Below are 16,674 nucleotides of genomic sequence, written 5' to 3' on the forward strand. Positions count from 1 at the left end.
GGCCGACGTACTTGGTCTCCAGGTACTCCTCGATGCCCTCGGCGCCGCCCTCGCGGCCGAAGCCGGACTGCTTCACACCACCGAACGGGGCCGCCGGGTTCGACACGACGCCCTGGTTGATGCCGACCATGCCGGTCTGCAGACCCTCGGCGACCCGGAAGGTGCGCGACACGTCGCGGGTGAACGCATAAGCGACCAGGCCGTACTCGGTGTCGTTCGCCATCGCCAGACCCTCCTCCTCGGTGGAGAACGTGAAGATCGGCGCGACCGGTCCGAAGATCTCCTCGGACCACATCCGCGCCTGCTTGGGCACACCGGTGAGCACCGTCGGCGGGTAGAAGTAGCCCGGCCCGTCGGACTGCTTGCCGCCGGTCAACGCGGTCGCCCCGGCGCCGATGGCGTCGTCGACGAGCTCGGCGACCTTGTCACGCTGCTTGGCCTCCACCAACGGGCCGACCTCGACGTCCTCGGTCACACCACGCCCGGACTTCATGGCACCCATCCGCTGCGCCAGCCTGGCCCCGAACTCCTCGGCGACCGACTCGTGGACGATGAACCGGTTCGCCGCCGTGCACGCCTCACCGACGTTGCGCATCTTGGCCAACATCGCACCATCGACCGCGGCATCGAGGTCCGCGTCGTCGAACACCAGGAACGGGGCGTTCCCGCCCAGCTCCATCGACACCTTCAACAGGCCCTGCGCGGACTGCTCCACCAGCTTCTTGCCCACCGGCGTCGACCCGGTGAACGTCAGCTTCCGCAACCTCGGATCGGCGACGATCGGCTCCATCACCGGACCCGTGTCAGTCGTCGTCACCACGTTCAACACCCCGTCGGGCAGACCCGCCTCGGCGAGGATGTCGGCCAACGCCAGCATCGTCAGCGGCGTCAGCGCCGCCGGCTTGACGACCATCGTGCAGCCGGCCGCAACAGCCGGCCCGATCTTGCGGGTGCCCATCGCGAGCGGGAAGTTCCAGGGCGTGATCATCAGGCACGGGCCGACGGGCTGCTTCATCGTCAACAACCGGGTCGCGCCGTTCGGGGCGACCGACCACCGGCCCGAGATGCGCACCGCCTCCTCGGAGAACCACCGGAAGAACTCCGACCCATAGGCCAGCTCGGCCTTGGACTCCTTCAGCGGCTTGCCCATCTCCAACGTCATCAACAACGCCAGGTCCTCGGTGCGCTCCTTGATCAGCTCGAACGCCTTGCGCAGGATCTCGCCGCGGTCACGCGGGGCCGACGCAGCCCACTCGCCCTGCGCGGCGACAGCGGCGTCGATCGCGGCCTTCCCGTCAGCCACCGACGCATCAGCGACCCGCGCGATCTCCTCACCCGTCGACGGGTCCTCCACACCGAACGTCCTGCCACCCTCGGCATCACGCCAGGACCCGCCGATGAACAGCCCGGTGCTGACCCCAGCGACGACCTCGGCCTCGTGACCCTGCAACGACGACGGTCCCCCGGCGCTCATGCGAGCAGCCTCATCGGCTGCTCCAGCAGCTCGACGAGCGCGCCGAGCCAGGTGGCGGCGAGCGCCCCGTCGACCGCGCGGTGGTCCACCGAGAGCGACAGGTTCACGACGGTCGCGACGGCCGGGGCGCCGTCGTCGACCACCGGCTGCGGACGGGCGGCGCCCACCGCCAGGATCATCGAGTGCGGCGGGTTGATGATCGCGTCGAACTCCTCGACGCCGTACATCCCGAGGTTGGAGATCGCCATCGACCCGCCCTCGAGCTGGCTCTGGCGCAGCGTGCCCTCGTTCGCACCCTCGACGAGACGCTTGACCTCGGTGGCGATGCCGCTCACCGACCGGCCCTCGACACCGGTGAGCACCGGGGTCATCAGCCCACGTGACGACGCGACGGCGACCGCCACGTCGGCGGTGGCGAAGCGGTGCAGCGCGTCGTCGGTCCAGACGACGTTGGCGTCGGGCACCTGGCGCAGCGCGAGCCCCGCGGCCCGGATCAGCAGGTCGTTGACCGACACCCGGGTCGGGGCGACCTCGTTCACCTGGGCGCGCAGCGCGAGCAGGTCGTCCAGGCGGGCCGAGCGGCGGAGGTAGAAGTGCGGGACGGTCTGCTTGGACTCGGTGAGGCGACGTGCCACGGCCTTGCGCAGACGGGTGTGCGGCACCACCTCGACGCCCTCGGGCACGTCGGCCTGCGGGGCGGGGACGTCCTCGGACGCCGGGGCCGGGACCGCGGCGGCCGGGCTCGGAGCCTCCTGCTCGGCGGGGCGCGACCGGTGGGCCGCGATCGCCTGCTCGACGTCGCGCCGGACCATCCGCCCGTGCGGGCCGGTGCCGTCGATCCCGTCGACGGTCAGGCCGGCCTGCTTGAGCATGCGGCGCGCGATCGGGCTGACGAACACGCGGCCGTTCCTGCCGGCGACGGACTCCTCGGACGCCGTCACGGGCTCCGCCGCGACGTCCGGGGTGGTGGCCTCCGCGGGGGCCGGCGACTCGGCCTCGGCCCCGGTCTCGACGACGCCGGGCGCCTCGTGGTCGGGGTCGGGCGCCTCGCGACGCTCCGGCGCGTCCGACGTCTCGGTCGGACCCACCCCGAGGTCGCGCAGCAGCGCGTCCAGGTCGGCGTCGCGCTCGGACGCGTCGCCCACCAGGGCCATCGGCGCCCCGACCTCGACGCTCGACCCGCCCGCGACCATCACCCGGAGCAGGACGGCCGCCTGCTCTGCCTCGACCTCGACCAGCGCCTTGTCGGTCTCGATCATCACCACCGGGTCGCCGACCTCGAAGGCCGATCCCTCGGCCACCAGCCACTCCGACAGCACCGCCTCGGTGGCCCCTGCGGCCACCTCGGGCACGCGCAGCACGTTCGCCATCTGGTTGTCTCCGTCCCTCGTCGTCTCAGTACCGGTCGAGGTCGCGCAGCGCCGCGACGACCTCGTCGGTGCGCGCGATCGCGGCTCGCTCGAGCACCTTGCTGATCGACGGCGACGCCGTCGCCCCGTGGACGCGCAGCACCGGCGCGTCCAGGTGGTCGAACAGGCGCCTTTGGATCTCGTCGGCGAGCCAGCCGCCGTACGAAGTGCCGACGGCGCCCTGCTCCACGATGAGCACGCGGTTGGTCTTCTCGACGCTCCGCGTGATCGTGTCCCAGTCGAGCGACGCGCGGTCGAGCCAGCGCAGGTCGATCAGGTCGGCCTCGACGTCGCCGACGATGCCCAGCGCCTCGGCGCAGTGGTTCACCATCGACAGGTACGAGATCACCGTGAGGTCGTCACCCTCGCTGCGCAGCGCCGCCCTGCCGACCGGCAGGCAGTAGTCGAGGTCGTCGGTCGGGGCCCGGCCCGTGCTCGTGTAGAGGTCGACGTGCTCGAGCATCACGACCGGGTCGTCGCAGCGCAGCGCCGTGTTCATCAGGCCCACGTAGTCGTAGGGGCACGACGGTGCCACCACGCGCAGCCCGGGCGCGGTGGTCAGGACGCCGGCGGGGTCCATCGAGTGCTGCGAGCCGTAGCCGGTGCCGGCGGCGAGCTTGGAGCGCAGCACGAGGGGGACGGCGCTCTCGCCGCCGAACATGTGCCGCGCCTTGGCCACCTGGTTGAACAGCTGGTCGGCCGCCACCCACATGAAGTCGGCGTACATGAACTCCACGACCGGCCGCAGGCGACCGTCGAGCGCCATCCCGCCGGCGGCGCCGAGGAAGGCGTTCTCGCTGATGGGCGTGCCGAGCACGCGCTCGGGGAACTTCTCGAGCGGACGACGGGTGGCGCCGTTGGTGCCGCCCTTGAGCCCGTCGACGTCCTCGCCGAGCACGACGATCCGGTCGTCCTCGGCCATCCGCGCGGCGGCCACCTCGCTGACGACGTCGATGAACCGGCGCTCGTCCAGCTCGCCGTCGAAGTCCTCGATCTCCACGTAGCGGGCGCCCTCGAGCTCGGACAGGTCACCCAGGACGCCGACGTCGACGAACCCCGGGTCGGGCCACTGGTCGGCGCGCACGCGACGCTGGCCGGGCTTGCCGTCCGGCTCGGGCTCGAAGATGGTCTCGCCCAGCGAGCGCAGGTAGGTCAGCACGGCGTCCCCGCCGGCGGCGACCTGCTCCTCGGTGACGAGACCGCGGCGCAGGCACTGGTCGACGAGCATGGCGAGCGGGTCGCGCTTGCGCCACGCCTGCTCCTCGTCCTTGCTCCGGTAGCCGAAGGCGCTGCCCGGGTACGGGCCGTTCTGGTGGAAGAACCGGTAGACCTGTGCCTCGATGACCGTCGGGCCTCCGCCGGAGCGCATGTGCTCCAGGGCCTCCTGCATGACCAGGTGGACCGCGAGGGGGTCCATGCCGTCGACGCGCCAGCTGCGGATGCCGAACGCCTGGCCGCGGGCGGACAGCCTGGGCTCGGCGGTGACCTTCTCGACCGGCGTCGAGACGGCGTAGCCGTTGTTCTCGACGAAGAAGCAGACCGGCGCCTTCCACGCCGAGGCGAGGTTCATGGACTCCAGGACCGAGCCGATGTTGATCGCGCCGTCACCGAAGTAGGTGACGGTGACGGCGTCGTCCTGGGCCGCCCGGTCCTGGGTGTAGGCGAACCCGACGGCCTGCGGCACGCCGCCGCCGACGATCGCGTTGGTCCCCATCGCGCCTGCCTCGCGCCACTGCAGGTGCATGGACCCGCCACGGCCGCGGCAGTAGCCGTCGGCCAGGCCGCAGATCTCGGCGAGCGTCCGGCGCAGCACGAGCCGGACCTCGTCGGTGAGCTCGGGCATCCCGCCCTCGGCGGAGACGCCGACGTGGGCGAAGGCCTTGGCCAGGAACTGGTGGTGGCCGCGGTGGGACCCGTTGACCATGTCGGTGGAGTGCAGGCCGAAGATCGAGCCGACCGCGCCGCCCTCCTGGCCGATGCTCGAGTGGGCCGGACCGTGCACCAGCCCGTCCGCGGCGAGCTCGAGCACGTACTCCTCGAAGACCCGGATCCACTGCGTCTGCGCCAGCATCCCGACCAGCAGGTCGGGATCGGCGGCGTCCCAGTCCGACTCGGTCGCGTGGACGTGCGTCCAGTCCGCCGCGGGCTCCAGCTTCTGCCGTTCCACCATGTCCGCTCACCACTCCGTTGCATCCAATGACGAGGGAGACAGGCCGTTTCGGCCCTTCATCCCGGGTGTTCAGTGTGACTGTACGCACGGATCGGATACATTGCTAGCCCTGCGCGTGATCCGGCTCACCCAAGGAGCGTCCGATGCCCGTCCCCCTCTCCACCGCCCGCGGCGTGGACCACGTCGGCGTCACCGTGCCCGACCTGGACCAGGCGCGGCGGTTCTTCGTCGACGTGCTGGGCTGCACGCCGCTGTACGTCCTCGGCCCGTTCGCCGACGCCGACGGCACCTGGATGCGCGACCACCTCGGCGTGGCGCCCGACACCGTCATGCGCCGGCTCCAGTTCTTCGAGCTCGGCGGCCAGGCGGTGTTCGAGGTCTTCGAGTACCAGGCCCGGGACGCCGCCACGACGCCACCGCTCAACAGCGACGTCGGCGGGCACCACGTGGCGATCTACGTCGACGACCTCGACCTCGCGGTCACCGAGCTGCGCGCCCACGGGATCCGGGTCCTCGGCGAGCCGACGGCCAGCCGGGGCCCGAGCGCGGGCCAGCGCTGGGTCTACTTCCTCACGCCGTGGGGCCTGCAGATGGAGCTGGTGTCCTACCCCGACGGCAAGGCCTTCCACCGCGACCCCGGCGGCTTCGACTGCCCGGGATGAGCCCCGGCGGTAGCCTGCTCACCCACCAGGAGCGAGGGACTGCCATGGACCGGGTCGACGACGACGGGGGCGCCAAGCCGTCCGGTGTCGCGAGCCACCGCATCGCCGAGCACCTGCGCGAGCTGATCCTCAGCGGGCAGATGGCACCGGGGCAGCGGGTGCGGCAGGAGGAGCTCGCCGCGCAGTTCGCGACGAGCCGGATCCCCGTCCGCGAGGCCCTGCGCATCCTCGAGGCGGCCGGGCTGGTGAGGCTGCGCACCAGCAGCGGCGCCTGGGTGAGCGAGATGGACGAGCGCGAGTGCCAGCTCGCCTACGAGATGCGCGAGCGCCTCGAGCCGTTGCTGCTCGCGCAGGGGTTCGCACGACTCACCTCCCACGACGTCGACGAGCTGGAGGCGGTCCAGGAGCAGATCGAGCGGCACCGCGACGTCGAGCAGTTCCTGGTGCTCGACCGGCGGCTGCACTGGATCACCTACCGGCACCACGACGCCGACGACCTCGCCGCGGTCGTGTCGCGCCTGTGGGACACCACCCAGCACTACCGGCGGGCCTTCACGCAGCTGGCCGGCGACCAACGGCGGTGGATCATCTCGGCCGAGCACCAGCTGCTCATCCAGGCCGTGCGCGACCGCGACCTCGCCGCGGCCCAGGACGTCCTTCGCCTGCACATCCGGCGCACGCGGATCGAGCTGGCGGCGCACCCCGAGGTGTTCGCCTGACGCGTGCCGGACGCCTCCGGCGGGACGACACGGGGCGGCTGTCTTCCGCGGGCCGCCCTGTACAGCAATAATGAACACGTGGACACGTCTCCAGCTGCACAGCGCCGGGATCGACGCGGTGCGTCCGTGACGTGCGCGTCGTCGGTCCTAGACTCCGGGTGCCAGGCCCGTCATGACTGAACGAGCGCCCGCGGAGGGTGAAGTGATCGCAGAGATCGGGGAGCGTCTGCGCGACGCACGTCGCGAGCGCGGGATCACCCTGCGGTCGCTCGCGCAGGACCTCAAGGTGTCGGCCAGCCTGATCTCCCAGGTCGAGAACGGCAAGACGCAGCCCTCGGTGTCCACCCTGTACGCGATGGTGTCCTACCTCGGCGTCTCGCTGGACGAGCTGCTCGGGGTGGGCGAGGCGACGACCTCCCCGCAGCAGGCCCCGGTGGTGGCCGAGCCCGACGCCTCCGGCGTCGTGCAGCGGGCGGGCACCGGCCCCGTGCTCGAGATGGAGAACGGCGTGCACTGGGAGCGGCTCGCCGCGCACCCGGGCGGCGCGGTCGACCCGCTGCTCGTCACGTACGACCCCGGCGCGTGCAGCTCGGTCGAGGGCAAGATGATGCGGCACTCCGGCGTCGAGCACGCCTACCTGCTGGAGGGCGAGCTGACGGTGCAGGTGGACTTCGACACCGTCGTGCTGCGCGCCGGCGACTCGCTGCAGTTCGACTCGGTCCGGCCGCACATGTACACCAACCACGGCACCGCCAAGGCGCGCGGCATCTGGTTCGTCGTCGGACGCCGCGAGCAGGCCGCGGGTCCGCCGGCCGCCGAGCCGGCCGCGCCGTCACGCATCACCTCGGCCGTCGACGTGCTCACCACGATGGACCGGCTCCGGCCCACCGAGTAGTGCCACTGGTGTTCACCTCTATTGAACAGTAGGCTCCGGGCGACCCCGCTCGTGAACCAGAGGAGAACACCGTGACCGCACCAGGACCCGGCACCGCACTCGTCGTCGGCGCGACGGGGATCGTCGGACGATCCGTGGCCGCCGAGCTCCTCGGGGCCGGCTGGGAGGTGCACGGCCTGTCCCGCAGCGGCGCCAGCCCGGTGCCCGGGACGATCGCCCACCAGGGCGACCTGACCGACCCCGACAGCCTGGCTGCCGCGCTCGCCGACGTGTCCCCCACCGCCGTCGCGTTCACCGCCTGGAGCCGCCAGGAGACCGAGGCCGAGAACATCGCCGTCAACGGCGCCGCGGTGCGCAACCTGCTGGGCGTGGTCGGCCGCGCCGGGTCGCTGCGCCACGTCGCGCTGATGACGGGCCTCAAGCACTACCTCGGGCCCTTCGAGGCCTACGCGACGGGCGAAATGCCCGACACGCCGTTCCACGAGTCCGAGCCGCGTCTGGACACCCCGAACTTCTACTACGCCCAGGAGGACGAGCTGTTCGCCGCGGCGGCCCAGCACGACTTCACCTGGAGCGTGCACCGCGCGCACACCGTGTTCGGCTTCGCGACCGGCAACGCCATGAACATCGTCGCGACGATCTCGGCCTACGCCGCCATCTGCCGCGAGCTCGGCCGGCCGATGGTCTTCCCCGGCTCGCAGACGCAGTGGGACGGCCTCACCGACGTGACCGACGCCGACCTGCTCGCCGAGCAGATCCACTGGGCGATCACCGACCCGGCCGCCGCGGACGAGCCGTTCAACATCGCCAACGGCGACGTGTTCCGGTGGCGCTGGTTCTGGCCGCACCTCGCCGAGCTGTTCGGGCTCGAGTGGGAGGGCTACGACGGTGCGCCGCGTCCCCTGGAGGAGCAGATGGCCGGCGTCGGCGAGTCGGCGTGGAAGGCCGTCGTCGACCGCGCGGGACTGGCCGAGCCCGACATCACGCGCGTGGCGTCCTGGTGGCACACCGATGGCGACCTCGGCCGACCGATCGAGGTCGTCACCGACATGAACAAGAGCCGCAAGGCCGGCTTCCTGGGCTTCCGCGACACCCGTGACAGCTTCGCCCACCACCTCGAGCGCTACCGCGAGGCGCGCGTCCTGCCCTGAGCCCGCTCGTGCGACGGCCCGCGGCGCCCCTGCAGGGGGCACCGCGGGCCGTGTCGTCGCCGGGTCGGTCGGAGCGCTCAGGCCCCCTGCACCGGCGCGGCCGCCTCGAGGCGGATGTGCGCCTTGATCGTGTGGGCGGGGTCGTGCGCGGCGTCGAGGGCCGACACCGCGTCGTCGAGGTCGAACTGCTGCGTGACGACCTCCGACAGGTCGATCCCGCTCTGCGCCAGGAACCGCAGGGTCTCGGGCCACACGCCGGGCGACCCGATCGACCCGGTGATGCGCAGCTCCTTGGACTGGATGAGCCCCAGGCTCGCGGGCGCCTGCTGCCCGACGTCGATGCCGACGTAGGCGATGCGGCCGCGGAACGCGGCGACCTCCAGGGCCCGGGCCATCACCGCCGGACGTCCGCTCACCTCCACCACCACCTCGGCGCCGCCGCCCGATCCGATCTCGGCGAGCGTCGCGTCGAGGTCCTCCGGCGCGACGGCGTGGTGCGCGCCCAGGGACAGCGCGGTGCCGCGACGGTCCTGCGACGGCTCGACCGCGACCACGCGCGCGCCCATGGCCCGTGCCGCGGCGACGACCGCGAGCCCGACCGGGCCGGCGCCGAGGATCACCACGGTGTCGCTGGCGTCCACGCCGCCGGCGCGGACGAGGGCGTAGTAGGCGACGCTGAACGGCTCGACGAGCGCGCCCATCGTCCACGTGAGCTCGTCGGGCAGCCGGTGCAGCCACTCCGGGCGGGCGACGAAGTACTCGGCGGCGGCCCCGCTGATGGAGAAGCCGAAGTGGTCGTCGCCGATCACGCACTCCCCCACCACGCGGTCGCCGACGGACCAGGAGGTGACGTCGGCCCCCACCGCGGCGACCTCGCCCGACCACTCGTGGCCCGGGACCAGCGGGTAGGAGAACGGGATGATGTAGCGCCCCTCCAGCAGGTCGATGTCGGAGTGGCAGACGCCCACGGCGCGGGCGGCCACGAGCACCTCGTCGGGCGCGATCTGCGGCACCGGGCGCCGCACCACCTCGGCCCGGTCCTGCTCGGTGTACTGCAGCGCCTTCATCGTCGTGGTCTCGTCGACGGCGGTCATCGCGCCTCCACCAGGACCTTGACCTGGTCGCCGGTGCGCGACAGCAGGGTCTCGAAGCCGCCGGCCACCACCTCGTCCATCGGGATGCGGGCGGTCACGACCTTCTCGACGGGGTAGCGCCCGCTGCCGATCAGCTTGATGATCCGCGGCCAGTCGTACACCGGGTAGCACCAGGTGCCGGCCAGGGTGACGTCGTGCTCGGACAGCACCATCGGGTCGATCGCGGCGGGCCTGGTGTGCAGGCCGGTCTGCGACACGCGACCGGCGGACCGGACGGCGCCCAGCGCCGACTGCAGGGCCGCCTCGTTGCCCGAGCACTCGATCACGGCGTCCACGCCGACGCCGTCGGTCCACTCGCGGCACCAGTCGGCGACGTCGACCTGGGTGGGGTCGACGACCTCGCCGACGTCGAGGCTCCGGGCCAGCGCCACACGGACGGGGTTGACCTCCGAGACGACGACGGACGCTCCCGCGGCCGTCGCGTAGAGGGCGGCGAGCGCCCCGATGGGTCCGGCACCGGTGACGAGCACCGAGTCGCCGGGCCGCACGCCCGCGACGTCGACCCCGTAGGCGGCCACCGCGGCGGGCTCCACCAGGGCGCCCTGCACGTCGTCCACCGTCTCGGGGAGCACGCTCACCTGGTCGGCGCGCACGACGGCCAGCTCGGCGATGCCGCCCCAGCGGGCGCTCAGCCCGACGCACGCCATCGTCACGCACAGGTGGTTGCGACCGCGACGGCAGTGGAAGCAGGTGCCGCAGTACAGCAGAGGCATCACCGACACGCGCTGCCCGGCGCGGACGTGCGTCACGTCGGCGCCGACCTCGACGACCTCGCCGGAGAACTCGTGGCCCAGGATCTGCGGGAGCTCCGAGCCGTTCAGGGCGTGCGGGGCCGACGGGATGACGATCGGGCCCATCGCGTACTCGTGGAGGTCGGTGCCGCAGATGCCGCACCACGCGGGCCTCAGCATCACCTCACCGGGGCCGGGCCCGGTCGGGGCCTCGACGTCCTCGACGCGGATGTCGTGCTCTCCGTGGAACACCGCTGCTCTCATGTGTCACTGCTCCTCGTGTCGATCTCGGGTTCCATGGTCGGGTCGAACAGCACCTTGCCGTCCAGCTGCCCCGAGGCCATCCGGTCGAGCTGGCCGGCCAGGTCCGACAGCGGCCGGACGGAGTCCAGCAGCTCGTCGGCCAGCCCGGTGCGCGCCAGGACGTCCATGGAGGGGGTCAGGTCGTCGCCGCAGACGTGCGCGAGCGTCGTCTCGAGCGTCACCTCGCGCATGACCAGGCTGTGCAGGTCGATCTCCTGCGGACCGGACGGGAGCCCGACCTGCAGGATCCGCCCGCCGGGGCGGACCATCGCCTGCGCCCGCCCGAGCATGCCCGGGGCTCCGCTGGCCTCGATGACGACGTCGGCGCCACCGGCCCCGACCGCCTCCGCGACGGCCGCGACGCTGTCGTCGCCGGCGGCGACGGTGGTGGTGGCTCCCGTGCGCGCGGCCCGCTCGAGCCGGCGCCCGGGGAAGTCGACGACGACCACGTCGCAGTCGACGAGGTCGCGCAGTCCCGCCAGGACGAACGTCCCGATGGCGCCCGCGCCGACCAGCACGACGCTCTCGCCCGGACGGACGCCGGCACGGCGCGCCGCGTGCATCCCGACGGCCATGGGCTGCGCGAGACCGGCCGCGTCCAGGCCGAGCCCCTCGGGGACGGCGCGGAGGGTCGAGGTGGGGACCGCGACCAGCTCGGCCATGCCGCCGTGGGTGCTGAGCCCCAGCGTGTAGTAGCGACGGCAGAGGTTGGTCCGGCCCTCGCGGCACCGGTCGCACGTGCCGCAGCTGACGCCGGCGCCGCTGGCGACCAGCTGTCCGGCGCTCCAGCCCGAGCCGGGCACGGCCTCGGCCACCTCGCCGACGAACTCGTGCCCGGGGACCATCGGGCCGAGGTGACCCGTGACGGGGTGCGCGGTCTTGACGGGGAAGGTGCGCGGGCCCTTGGTCCACTCCCCCAGGTCGGTGCCGCACATCCCGCTGCGCAGGACCTTGACGACGACCTCGCCGGCCCCGGGCGTCGGGTCGGGCACCTGCTCGAGGCGGACGTCCCCGGCGTCGTGGAACACCGCGGCGCGCATCAGGTCGTCGCTCCGTCCTCGCCACGACCGGCGGCGGTGTTCAGGTGCGACTGCGAGTCGCGCACCAGGGGCAGCCCGCCGCCGACCGACAGGTAGCGGGGGCCCGCGACGAGCAGCTCCTCGGCGGGGAACTTGGTGACGACCTCGCAGCCGTCGGCCGTGACGACGACCTCCTCCTCGATGCGCGCGGCACCGATGCCGTCGGCCGAGGGCCAGTACGTCTCGAGGGCGAAGAACATGCCCTCCTCCAACGTCTCGGGGTGGTCCAGCGAGACCAGGCGCGAGAAGATCGGCTTCTCCCAGATCGAGAGCCCGACGCCGTGGCCGTACTGCAGGGCGAAGGCCGCCTCCTCGTCGGGGAACCCGAACTCGTGCGCCTCGGGCCACACGCTGACGACGTCCGCCGTGGTCGCGCCGGGGCGCACCAGCGCGATCGCCCGGTCCATGTACTCGCGGGCCCGCTTGTAGGCGTCGTTCTGGGCCTGCGACGCCGAGCCGACGGCGAAGGTCCGGTAGTAGCAGGTCCGGTAGCCGTTGTAGCTGTGCAGGATGTCGAAGAACGCCGGGTCGCCGGGGCGGATGATGCGGTCGGAGTAGACGTGGGGGTGCGGCGAGCAGCGCTCGCCGGAGATGGCGTTGACGCCCTCGACGTACTCCGAGCCGAGGTCGTACAGGGTCTTGGAGACCAGCCCGACGGTCTCGTTCTCGCGCACGCCGGGGCGCAGGAACTCGTACAGCGTCGTGTAGGCCGCGTCGACCATCGAGGCCGCCTGGGTGAGCAGCGAGATCTCGTCGCGGGTCTTGATGGTGCGGGCTCGCAGGAAGACCTGCTGTCCGTCGACGACGGTGATGCCCGCCTGCTGCAGCGCGAACAGGATCGGCAGCTCGATCACGTCGACGCCGAGCGGCTCGTCGAGCAGGCCGAACTTCTCCAGCTCGCGCTTGATCTTGCGCGCCACCTCCTCGGCCACGCCGGCGTCGGGGCTGAAGGCGCCGCGCAGCGTGGAGATGCCGGCGCGCGCACCGGACTCGGCGCGCGGACGGACCGCGCCGTGGTGCGGCGCGTGCGGGTCGGCGTCCATCTCGGCGGTGGTCTGCGTCAGCCACGGGTTGTACAGCTGGTGGTGCCGGGCCGCGGAGCCGAAGTCCCAGACGATCGGGTCGCTGTTCCGGGTCAGCAGGCTGAACCGGATCATCTTGTCCATCGCCCAGGTGCCGATGTGGGTGGAGGACATGTAGCGGATGTTGGAGAAGTCGAACGCCAGCAGCGCGCCGACGTCGGAGCGCTCGAGCTCGGCCTTGAGGCGGCCGAGCCGCTCCTCGCGCAGGCGGTCGAAGGAGATGCGGTTCTCCCAGTCCACGGCGTTGGTCCCGTAGGTGGCAGTGCTCATCGGTGGAGCCTTTCTGTTCGGACAGGGAGGGTGCGGGGTCGGACGCGGGCCGGGGCGACGCGTCGGACGGGAACGGGGGTCAGACGCCGGCCAGGCGACGTCGTCGCAGGCCGAGGAGGGTGTAGACCACGGCGGCGACCAGGATCAGCAGGCCCTGGAAGTAGTACTGCGAGGTCGACCCGAGCCCGAGGAACGTGGTCGCGTTCAGCAGCTGCTGGAGCAGCAGCGCCCCGGCGAGCGTGCCGACGAAGGTGCCGCGGCCGCCGGTGAGCGCGGTGCCGCCGAGAACGACGGCCGTGACGCTCGTGAGCGTGAACGCCGACCCCTGGCTGGGGTCGCCGATCCCGTACTGGCCCATGAGCAGCAGCGCACCGAACAGGCAGCAGGTGCTGGCCGCGACGTACGCCAGGACGACGGTGCGGTTGACCGGGATGCCCACGCGACGGGCGGCGTCCTCGTCCGACCCCGCGCCGCGCAGCAGCAGGCCCCAGCGCCGGCGGCGCAGTCCCAGCTCGAGCACGACCACCAGGGCGACCAGTGCGAGGAACGCGACGGGCAGCGGACCGACCGTCGAGTTGATCGCGGTCTGGAAGCTGATGCTGATGTAGCCGTCCTGGGTGGGGCGCAGCAGGAACGCGAAGCCGCCGAGCGCGATGTAGAGGGTCAGGGTGGCCGCGATGGGCGTGAAGTGGCCGAACCGGATGAGCAGCCCGTTGACCGTCCCGACCCCCACGGCGACCAGGAGCATCAGCACGAGCCCGGTCACGACCCGCACCGGCGAGCTGCCGTCGTTGACGAAGAACGACGCCACCACCACCAGGAACCCGGCGAGCGGCCCGACCGACAGGTCGATGCCGCCGGTCAGCAGGGCGAAGTTCTGCCCGAGGGCGATGAACCCGACGGCCGTCGCGCCGAGCAGCAGGTTGGAGATGTTGAACGCCGACAGGTAGCGGTCGTTGCCCGGCGCGATCAGGACGGCGAGCAGCACCATCACCGCCACCAGCAGCAGCGTCGGGGTGTACTCGCTGTCGAGCCACCGTCCCAGGCGCGACGAGCGGTTCCGCTCGGCGTCGGCCACGACCTCGGTGGTCGAGGTCACCGCCGCCTGGATGATCCGGGTCTCGGTGACCTCCTCGCCGTGCAGGTCGGCGACGACGTGCCCGCGGGACATCACGATCACGCGGTCGCAGAGCCCCTCGAGCTCCTTGGCGTCCGACGACGCGATCACGACGGGCACGCCGGCGGCGGACGTCTCGCGCAGGATGGTGTAGATCTCGGCGCGGGCGCCGACGTCGACGCCCTGGGTGGGCTCGTCGGCGACGACCAGCGGCGGCTCGGACAGCAGGGCCCGCGCCAGGACGACCTTCTGCTGGTTGCCGCCGGACAGCGACGACACCGGTGACTCCGCGGACGCGGTCTTGACCGACAGCGAGTCCATCTGGCGGTGCACGGCGTCGAGCTCGCGGCGACGGCTCATCAGGCCGCTGCGACGGAAGAACGACAGCGCCAGCAGCGACGCGTTCTCGCGCACCGACATCTTCATCATCAGGCCCTCGGACTGGCGGTCCGCGGGCACGTAGGCGGCGTCGGAGCGCAGGGTCGCGGGCGTCAGGCCCGTGCCCGCCACCTCGACGGTGCCGGTGAAGCGGTCGAGACCGGCCAGGGCACGGAGCAGCTCGGTCTGGCCGTTGCCCACCACCCCGGCGACGCCGAGGATCTCGCCGCGGCGGACCTCGGCGTCGACGCCCTCGAAGCCGTGGCCGGACAGGCCGGTGAGCCGCAGGCCGCCCGTGGCGTCGTCGGCCGGGGAACTCAGCTTGGGCGGGAAGGTCGACTCGAGCCGGCGCCCGATGATCAGGCCGAGGAGGTCCTCGTCGGTGATCTCGTCGACGGTGCTGGTGCCGCGCACCTCACCGTCGCGGAGAACGGTGACGCGGTGCGCGAGCTGGCGCACCTCGGCCATGCGGTGGGTGATGTAGACGACCGCCGTCCCGCCGCGGACCGCCGACCGCACCAGCTCGAACAACCGGTCGACGGCGTCGGCGCCCAGCGGGGCCGTGGGCTCGTCGAGGATCAGCAGGGTGGGGTCCAGCGCGAACGCCTTGGCCACCTCGAGCAGGTGCTTCTCGGCGAGCGTGAGCGTGTCGACCCGGTCGGACAGGTCGATGTCCAGGCCCACCCGGTCGACGATCGCGCGCGCCGCCTCGGTGCTGCGGCCCAGCGGCAGCACCGAGGACGGCAGCGCCACCCGGAGGTTCTCCAGCACGGTGAGGTCGGGCAGGACCGCGGGGTGCTGGTGGACGATCGCGATGCCCATGTCGGTCACCGACCGCGGGGTGAGGGAGTCGACCTCGCGGCCGTCGACGGCGATGGTGCCCTCGTCGGGCTGGGTGGCGCCGGTGGCCACCCCCATCAGCGTCGACTTGCCCGCGCCGTTCTCGCCGAGCACCGCGTGCACCTCGCCGGGGCGGATGTCGAGGTCGACCTGCGAGAGCGCCGTGACGCCTCCGTACCTCTTGGTGATCCCGGACAGCCGCATGACCGTCGGCGCACCGGTCAGGGTGCTCGCAGGGTGGCTCACTGGTCTTCCTCGTCCTCGTGCTCGTCGTGTCGGGGGTGGGCGCCGGGTCAGTTCCCGAGCTTCGCCTGCTCCTCGCCGGGCATCTCGGCCGACAGGTAGGTGTCACCGGGCAGGTCCCGCTTGCACTGGACCGGGTTGGGCTTGCCGCTCACCGAGTCCTCGAAGACCGGGCCCTTGTAGGCGTCCTCGGTCGGGACCTTGCCGCCGGTGGCCTTCGCGACGGCGTACTGGACGGCCAGGCGGACGTTGTCGTTGCCGGTCGTGACGGTGGTCATCTTGAACGGCGAGGTCTTCTGGCTGTCCTCCCAGAAGCAGCTCAGCGAGTTGCCGTCGGTCGTCGCCAGAGCCGGGATGTCGCGGCCGCTCTTGGTGAACAGCGGCAGCGCGCTGACCAGCGTGGGGCCGAAGTCCGACACGATCACGTCGATCTTGGGGTACTTGGCGATGTCGGAGGTGAGCAGCTGCTGGGTGAGGGCCGGGTCCCAGTTGGTGGGCTGGAAGGGCTTCTGGCCGATGAACTCGTAGGAGTCGGGCAGGTTCTTGCGCATCGCCTCGTACTCCTCGATGCTCTGGCTGTTGCCGGCCGGGCCGCCGAGGAAGAGCACGTTGCCGCCGCCGGGCACGTTCTTCTTGATCCAGGTGGCCCAGTTGACGCCGTCGTTGGCGAAGTCGTCGCCGATCCACTTGTCGTAGTTGACGCCGGCCTTGCCACCCGGGTCGACGCGGTAGGGCACGGTGACGACGCCGGCCTTGTAGGACGCGGTCAGCGCGGGGAGCACGGCCTTGCCCGCGTCGGGGAACACCACGAGCGCGTCGACGCCCGAGGACACCAGGCCCTTGATGTCGGAGATCGACTTCTGGACGTCGCCCTGTCCGTCGGCGTACTTGAACCCCGTGACGCTGGGGCACTTGGCCGCCTCGGCCTTGCCAGACGCGGTGGTGACCAGGCGCCAGCTGTTGCCGCCGAAGCCGTCGACGAGGCCGAGCTCGATCT

General features: G+C 72.1%; 13 protein-coding genes. 4 read left to right on the forward strand and 9 right to left on the reverse strand.

Annotated features, from left to right (window positions below):
- From ACI6PP_RS20185 to ACI6PP_RS20195, 3 genes are all read right to left on the reverse strand, one after another.
- The coding region (locus ACI6PP_RS20185) for an NAD-dependent succinate-semialdehyde dehydrogenase (protein WP_421113455.1) at window positions 1-1,474 on the reverse strand (1,474 nt) is incomplete at its 3' end.
- Window positions 1,471-2,844, reverse strand: coding sequence for a dihydrolipoamide acetyltransferase family protein (locus tag ACI6PP_RS20190; protein WP_421113457.1), 1,374 nt, complete (start codon window positions 2,842-2,844; stop codon window positions 1,471-1,473). The genes ACI6PP_RS20185 and ACI6PP_RS20190, both read right to left, overlap by 4 nt.
- Before the next feature lie 25 nt (window positions 2,845-2,869).
- A complete protein-coding gene (locus tag ACI6PP_RS20195) occupies window positions 2,870-5,053 on the reverse strand; it encodes an alpha-ketoacid dehydrogenase subunit alpha/beta (RefSeq protein WP_421113459.1) in 2,184 nt (727 codons plus the stop codon).
- 143 nt (window positions 5,054-5,196) lie between these two features.
- Between ACI6PP_RS20195 and ACI6PP_RS20200 the strand changes: the two genes are divergently transcribed.
- The 4 genes from ACI6PP_RS20200 to ACI6PP_RS20215 all read left to right on the forward strand — a co-directional run bounded on the left by ACI6PP_RS20200 (window position 5,197) and on the right by ACI6PP_RS20215 (window position 8,480).
- Window positions 5,197-5,715 carry a VOC family protein gene (locus tag ACI6PP_RS20200; protein WP_421113461.1) on the forward strand — a complete coding sequence of 173 codons (519 nt, stop codon included), beginning with the start codon at window positions 5,197-5,199 and terminating at the stop codon, window positions 5,713-5,715.
- Between the two features lie 44 nt (window positions 5,716-5,759).
- Window positions 5,760-6,434: a GntR family transcriptional regulator gene (locus ACI6PP_RS20205; protein WP_421113463.1), complete on the forward strand. Its 675-nt coding sequence runs from the start codon at window positions 5,760-5,762 to the stop codon at window positions 6,432-6,434.
- 202 nt (window positions 6,435-6,636) lie between these two features.
- Entirely contained in the window at window positions 6,637-7,329 is a 693-nt protein-coding gene (locus ACI6PP_RS20210) for a helix-turn-helix domain-containing protein (protein ID WP_421113465.1), read from the forward strand.
- Window positions 7,330-7,400: 71 nt separating this feature from the next.
- Window positions 7,401-8,480 (forward strand): SDR family oxidoreductase, encoded by a 1,080-nt coding sequence (locus ACI6PP_RS20215; RefSeq protein WP_421113467.1) that lies wholly within the window; start codon window positions 7,401-7,403, stop codon window positions 8,478-8,480.
- Window positions 8,481-8,557: 77 nt separating this feature from the next.
- Here ACI6PP_RS20215 and ACI6PP_RS20220 read toward each other — a convergent pair whose 3' ends face one another.
- The 6 genes from ACI6PP_RS20220 to ACI6PP_RS20245 all read right to left on the reverse strand — a co-directional run.
- A complete protein-coding gene (locus ACI6PP_RS20220) occupies window positions 8,558-9,574 on the reverse strand; it encodes a zinc-dependent alcohol dehydrogenase (protein WP_421113469.1) in 1,017 nt (338 codons plus the stop codon).
- Window positions 9,571-10,629 carry a 2,3-butanediol dehydrogenase gene (locus tag ACI6PP_RS20225; protein ID WP_421113471.1) on the reverse strand — a complete coding sequence of 353 codons (1,059 nt, stop codon included), beginning with the start codon at window positions 10,627-10,629 and terminating at the stop codon, window positions 9,571-9,573. The genes ACI6PP_RS20220 and ACI6PP_RS20225 overlap by 4 nt, the downstream gene beginning before the upstream one ends.
- Window positions 10,626-11,708: a zinc-dependent alcohol dehydrogenase gene (locus ACI6PP_RS20230; protein ID WP_421113473.1), complete on the reverse strand. Its 1,083-nt coding sequence runs from the start codon at window positions 11,706-11,708 to the stop codon at window positions 10,626-10,628. The genes ACI6PP_RS20225 and ACI6PP_RS20230 overlap by 4 nt, the downstream gene beginning before the upstream one ends.
- Window positions 11,708-13,099 carry a M24 family metallopeptidase gene (locus ACI6PP_RS20235; RefSeq protein WP_421113475.1) on the reverse strand — a complete coding sequence of 464 codons (1,392 nt, stop codon included), beginning with the start codon at window positions 13,097-13,099 and terminating at the stop codon, window positions 11,708-11,710. Before ACI6PP_RS20235 ends, ACI6PP_RS20230 begins: the two co-directional genes overlap by 1 nt.
- 79 nt (window positions 13,100-13,178) lie before the next feature.
- Entirely contained in the window at window positions 13,179-15,680 is a 2,502-nt protein-coding gene (locus ACI6PP_RS20240; protein WP_421113477.1) for an ATP-binding cassette domain-containing protein, read from the reverse strand.
- A gap of 47 nt (window positions 15,681-15,727) precedes the next feature.
- On the reverse strand, window positions 15,728-16,674 hold a 947-nt coding region (locus ACI6PP_RS20245; RefSeq protein ID WP_421113479.1), incomplete at its 5' end, for a substrate-binding domain-containing protein.

Origin of the sequence: Solicola agrisoli (genome assembly GCF_049059935.1) — a bacterium.
In the GTDB taxonomy this organism is placed as follows: domain Bacteria; phylum Actinomycetota; class Actinomycetes; order Propionibacteriales; family Nocardioidaceae; genus JAURVT01.

What these genes read in the sequence shown, in the direction of transcription:
- ACI6PP_RS20190 (WP_421113457.1), bottom strand. Translation starts at nt 2,844, where the DNA reads ATGGCGAACGTGCTGCGCGTGCCCGAGGTGGCCGCAGGGGCCACCGAG.
- ACI6PP_RS20235 (WP_421113475.1), bottom strand. Translation starts at nt 13,099, where the DNA reads ATGAGCACTGCCACCTACGGGACCAACGCCGTGGACTGGGAGAACCGC.
- ACI6PP_RS20195 (WP_421113459.1), bottom strand. Translation starts at nt 5,053, where the DNA reads ATGGTGGAACGGCAGAAGCTGGAGCCCGCGGCGGACTGGACGCACGTC.
- ACI6PP_RS20205 (WP_421113463.1), top strand. Translation starts at nt 5,760, where the DNA reads ATGGACCGGGTCGACGACGACGGGGGCGCCAAGCCGTCCGGTGTCGCG.
- ACI6PP_RS20200 (WP_421113461.1), top strand. Translation starts at nt 5,197, where the DNA reads ATGCCCGTCCCCCTCTCCACCGCCCGCGGCGTGGACCACGTCGGCGTC.
- ACI6PP_RS20220 (WP_421113469.1), bottom strand. Translation starts at nt 9,574, where the DNA reads ATGACCGCCGTCGACGAGACCACGACGATGAAGGCGCTGCAGTACACC.
- ACI6PP_RS20230 (WP_421113473.1), bottom strand. Translation starts at nt 11,708, where the DNA reads ATGCGCGCCGCGGTGTTCCACGACGCCGGGGACGTCCGCCTCGAGCAG.
- ACI6PP_RS20225 (WP_421113471.1), bottom strand. Translation starts at nt 10,629, where the DNA reads ATGAGAGCAGCGGTGTTCCACGGAGAGCACGACATCCGCGTCGAGGAC.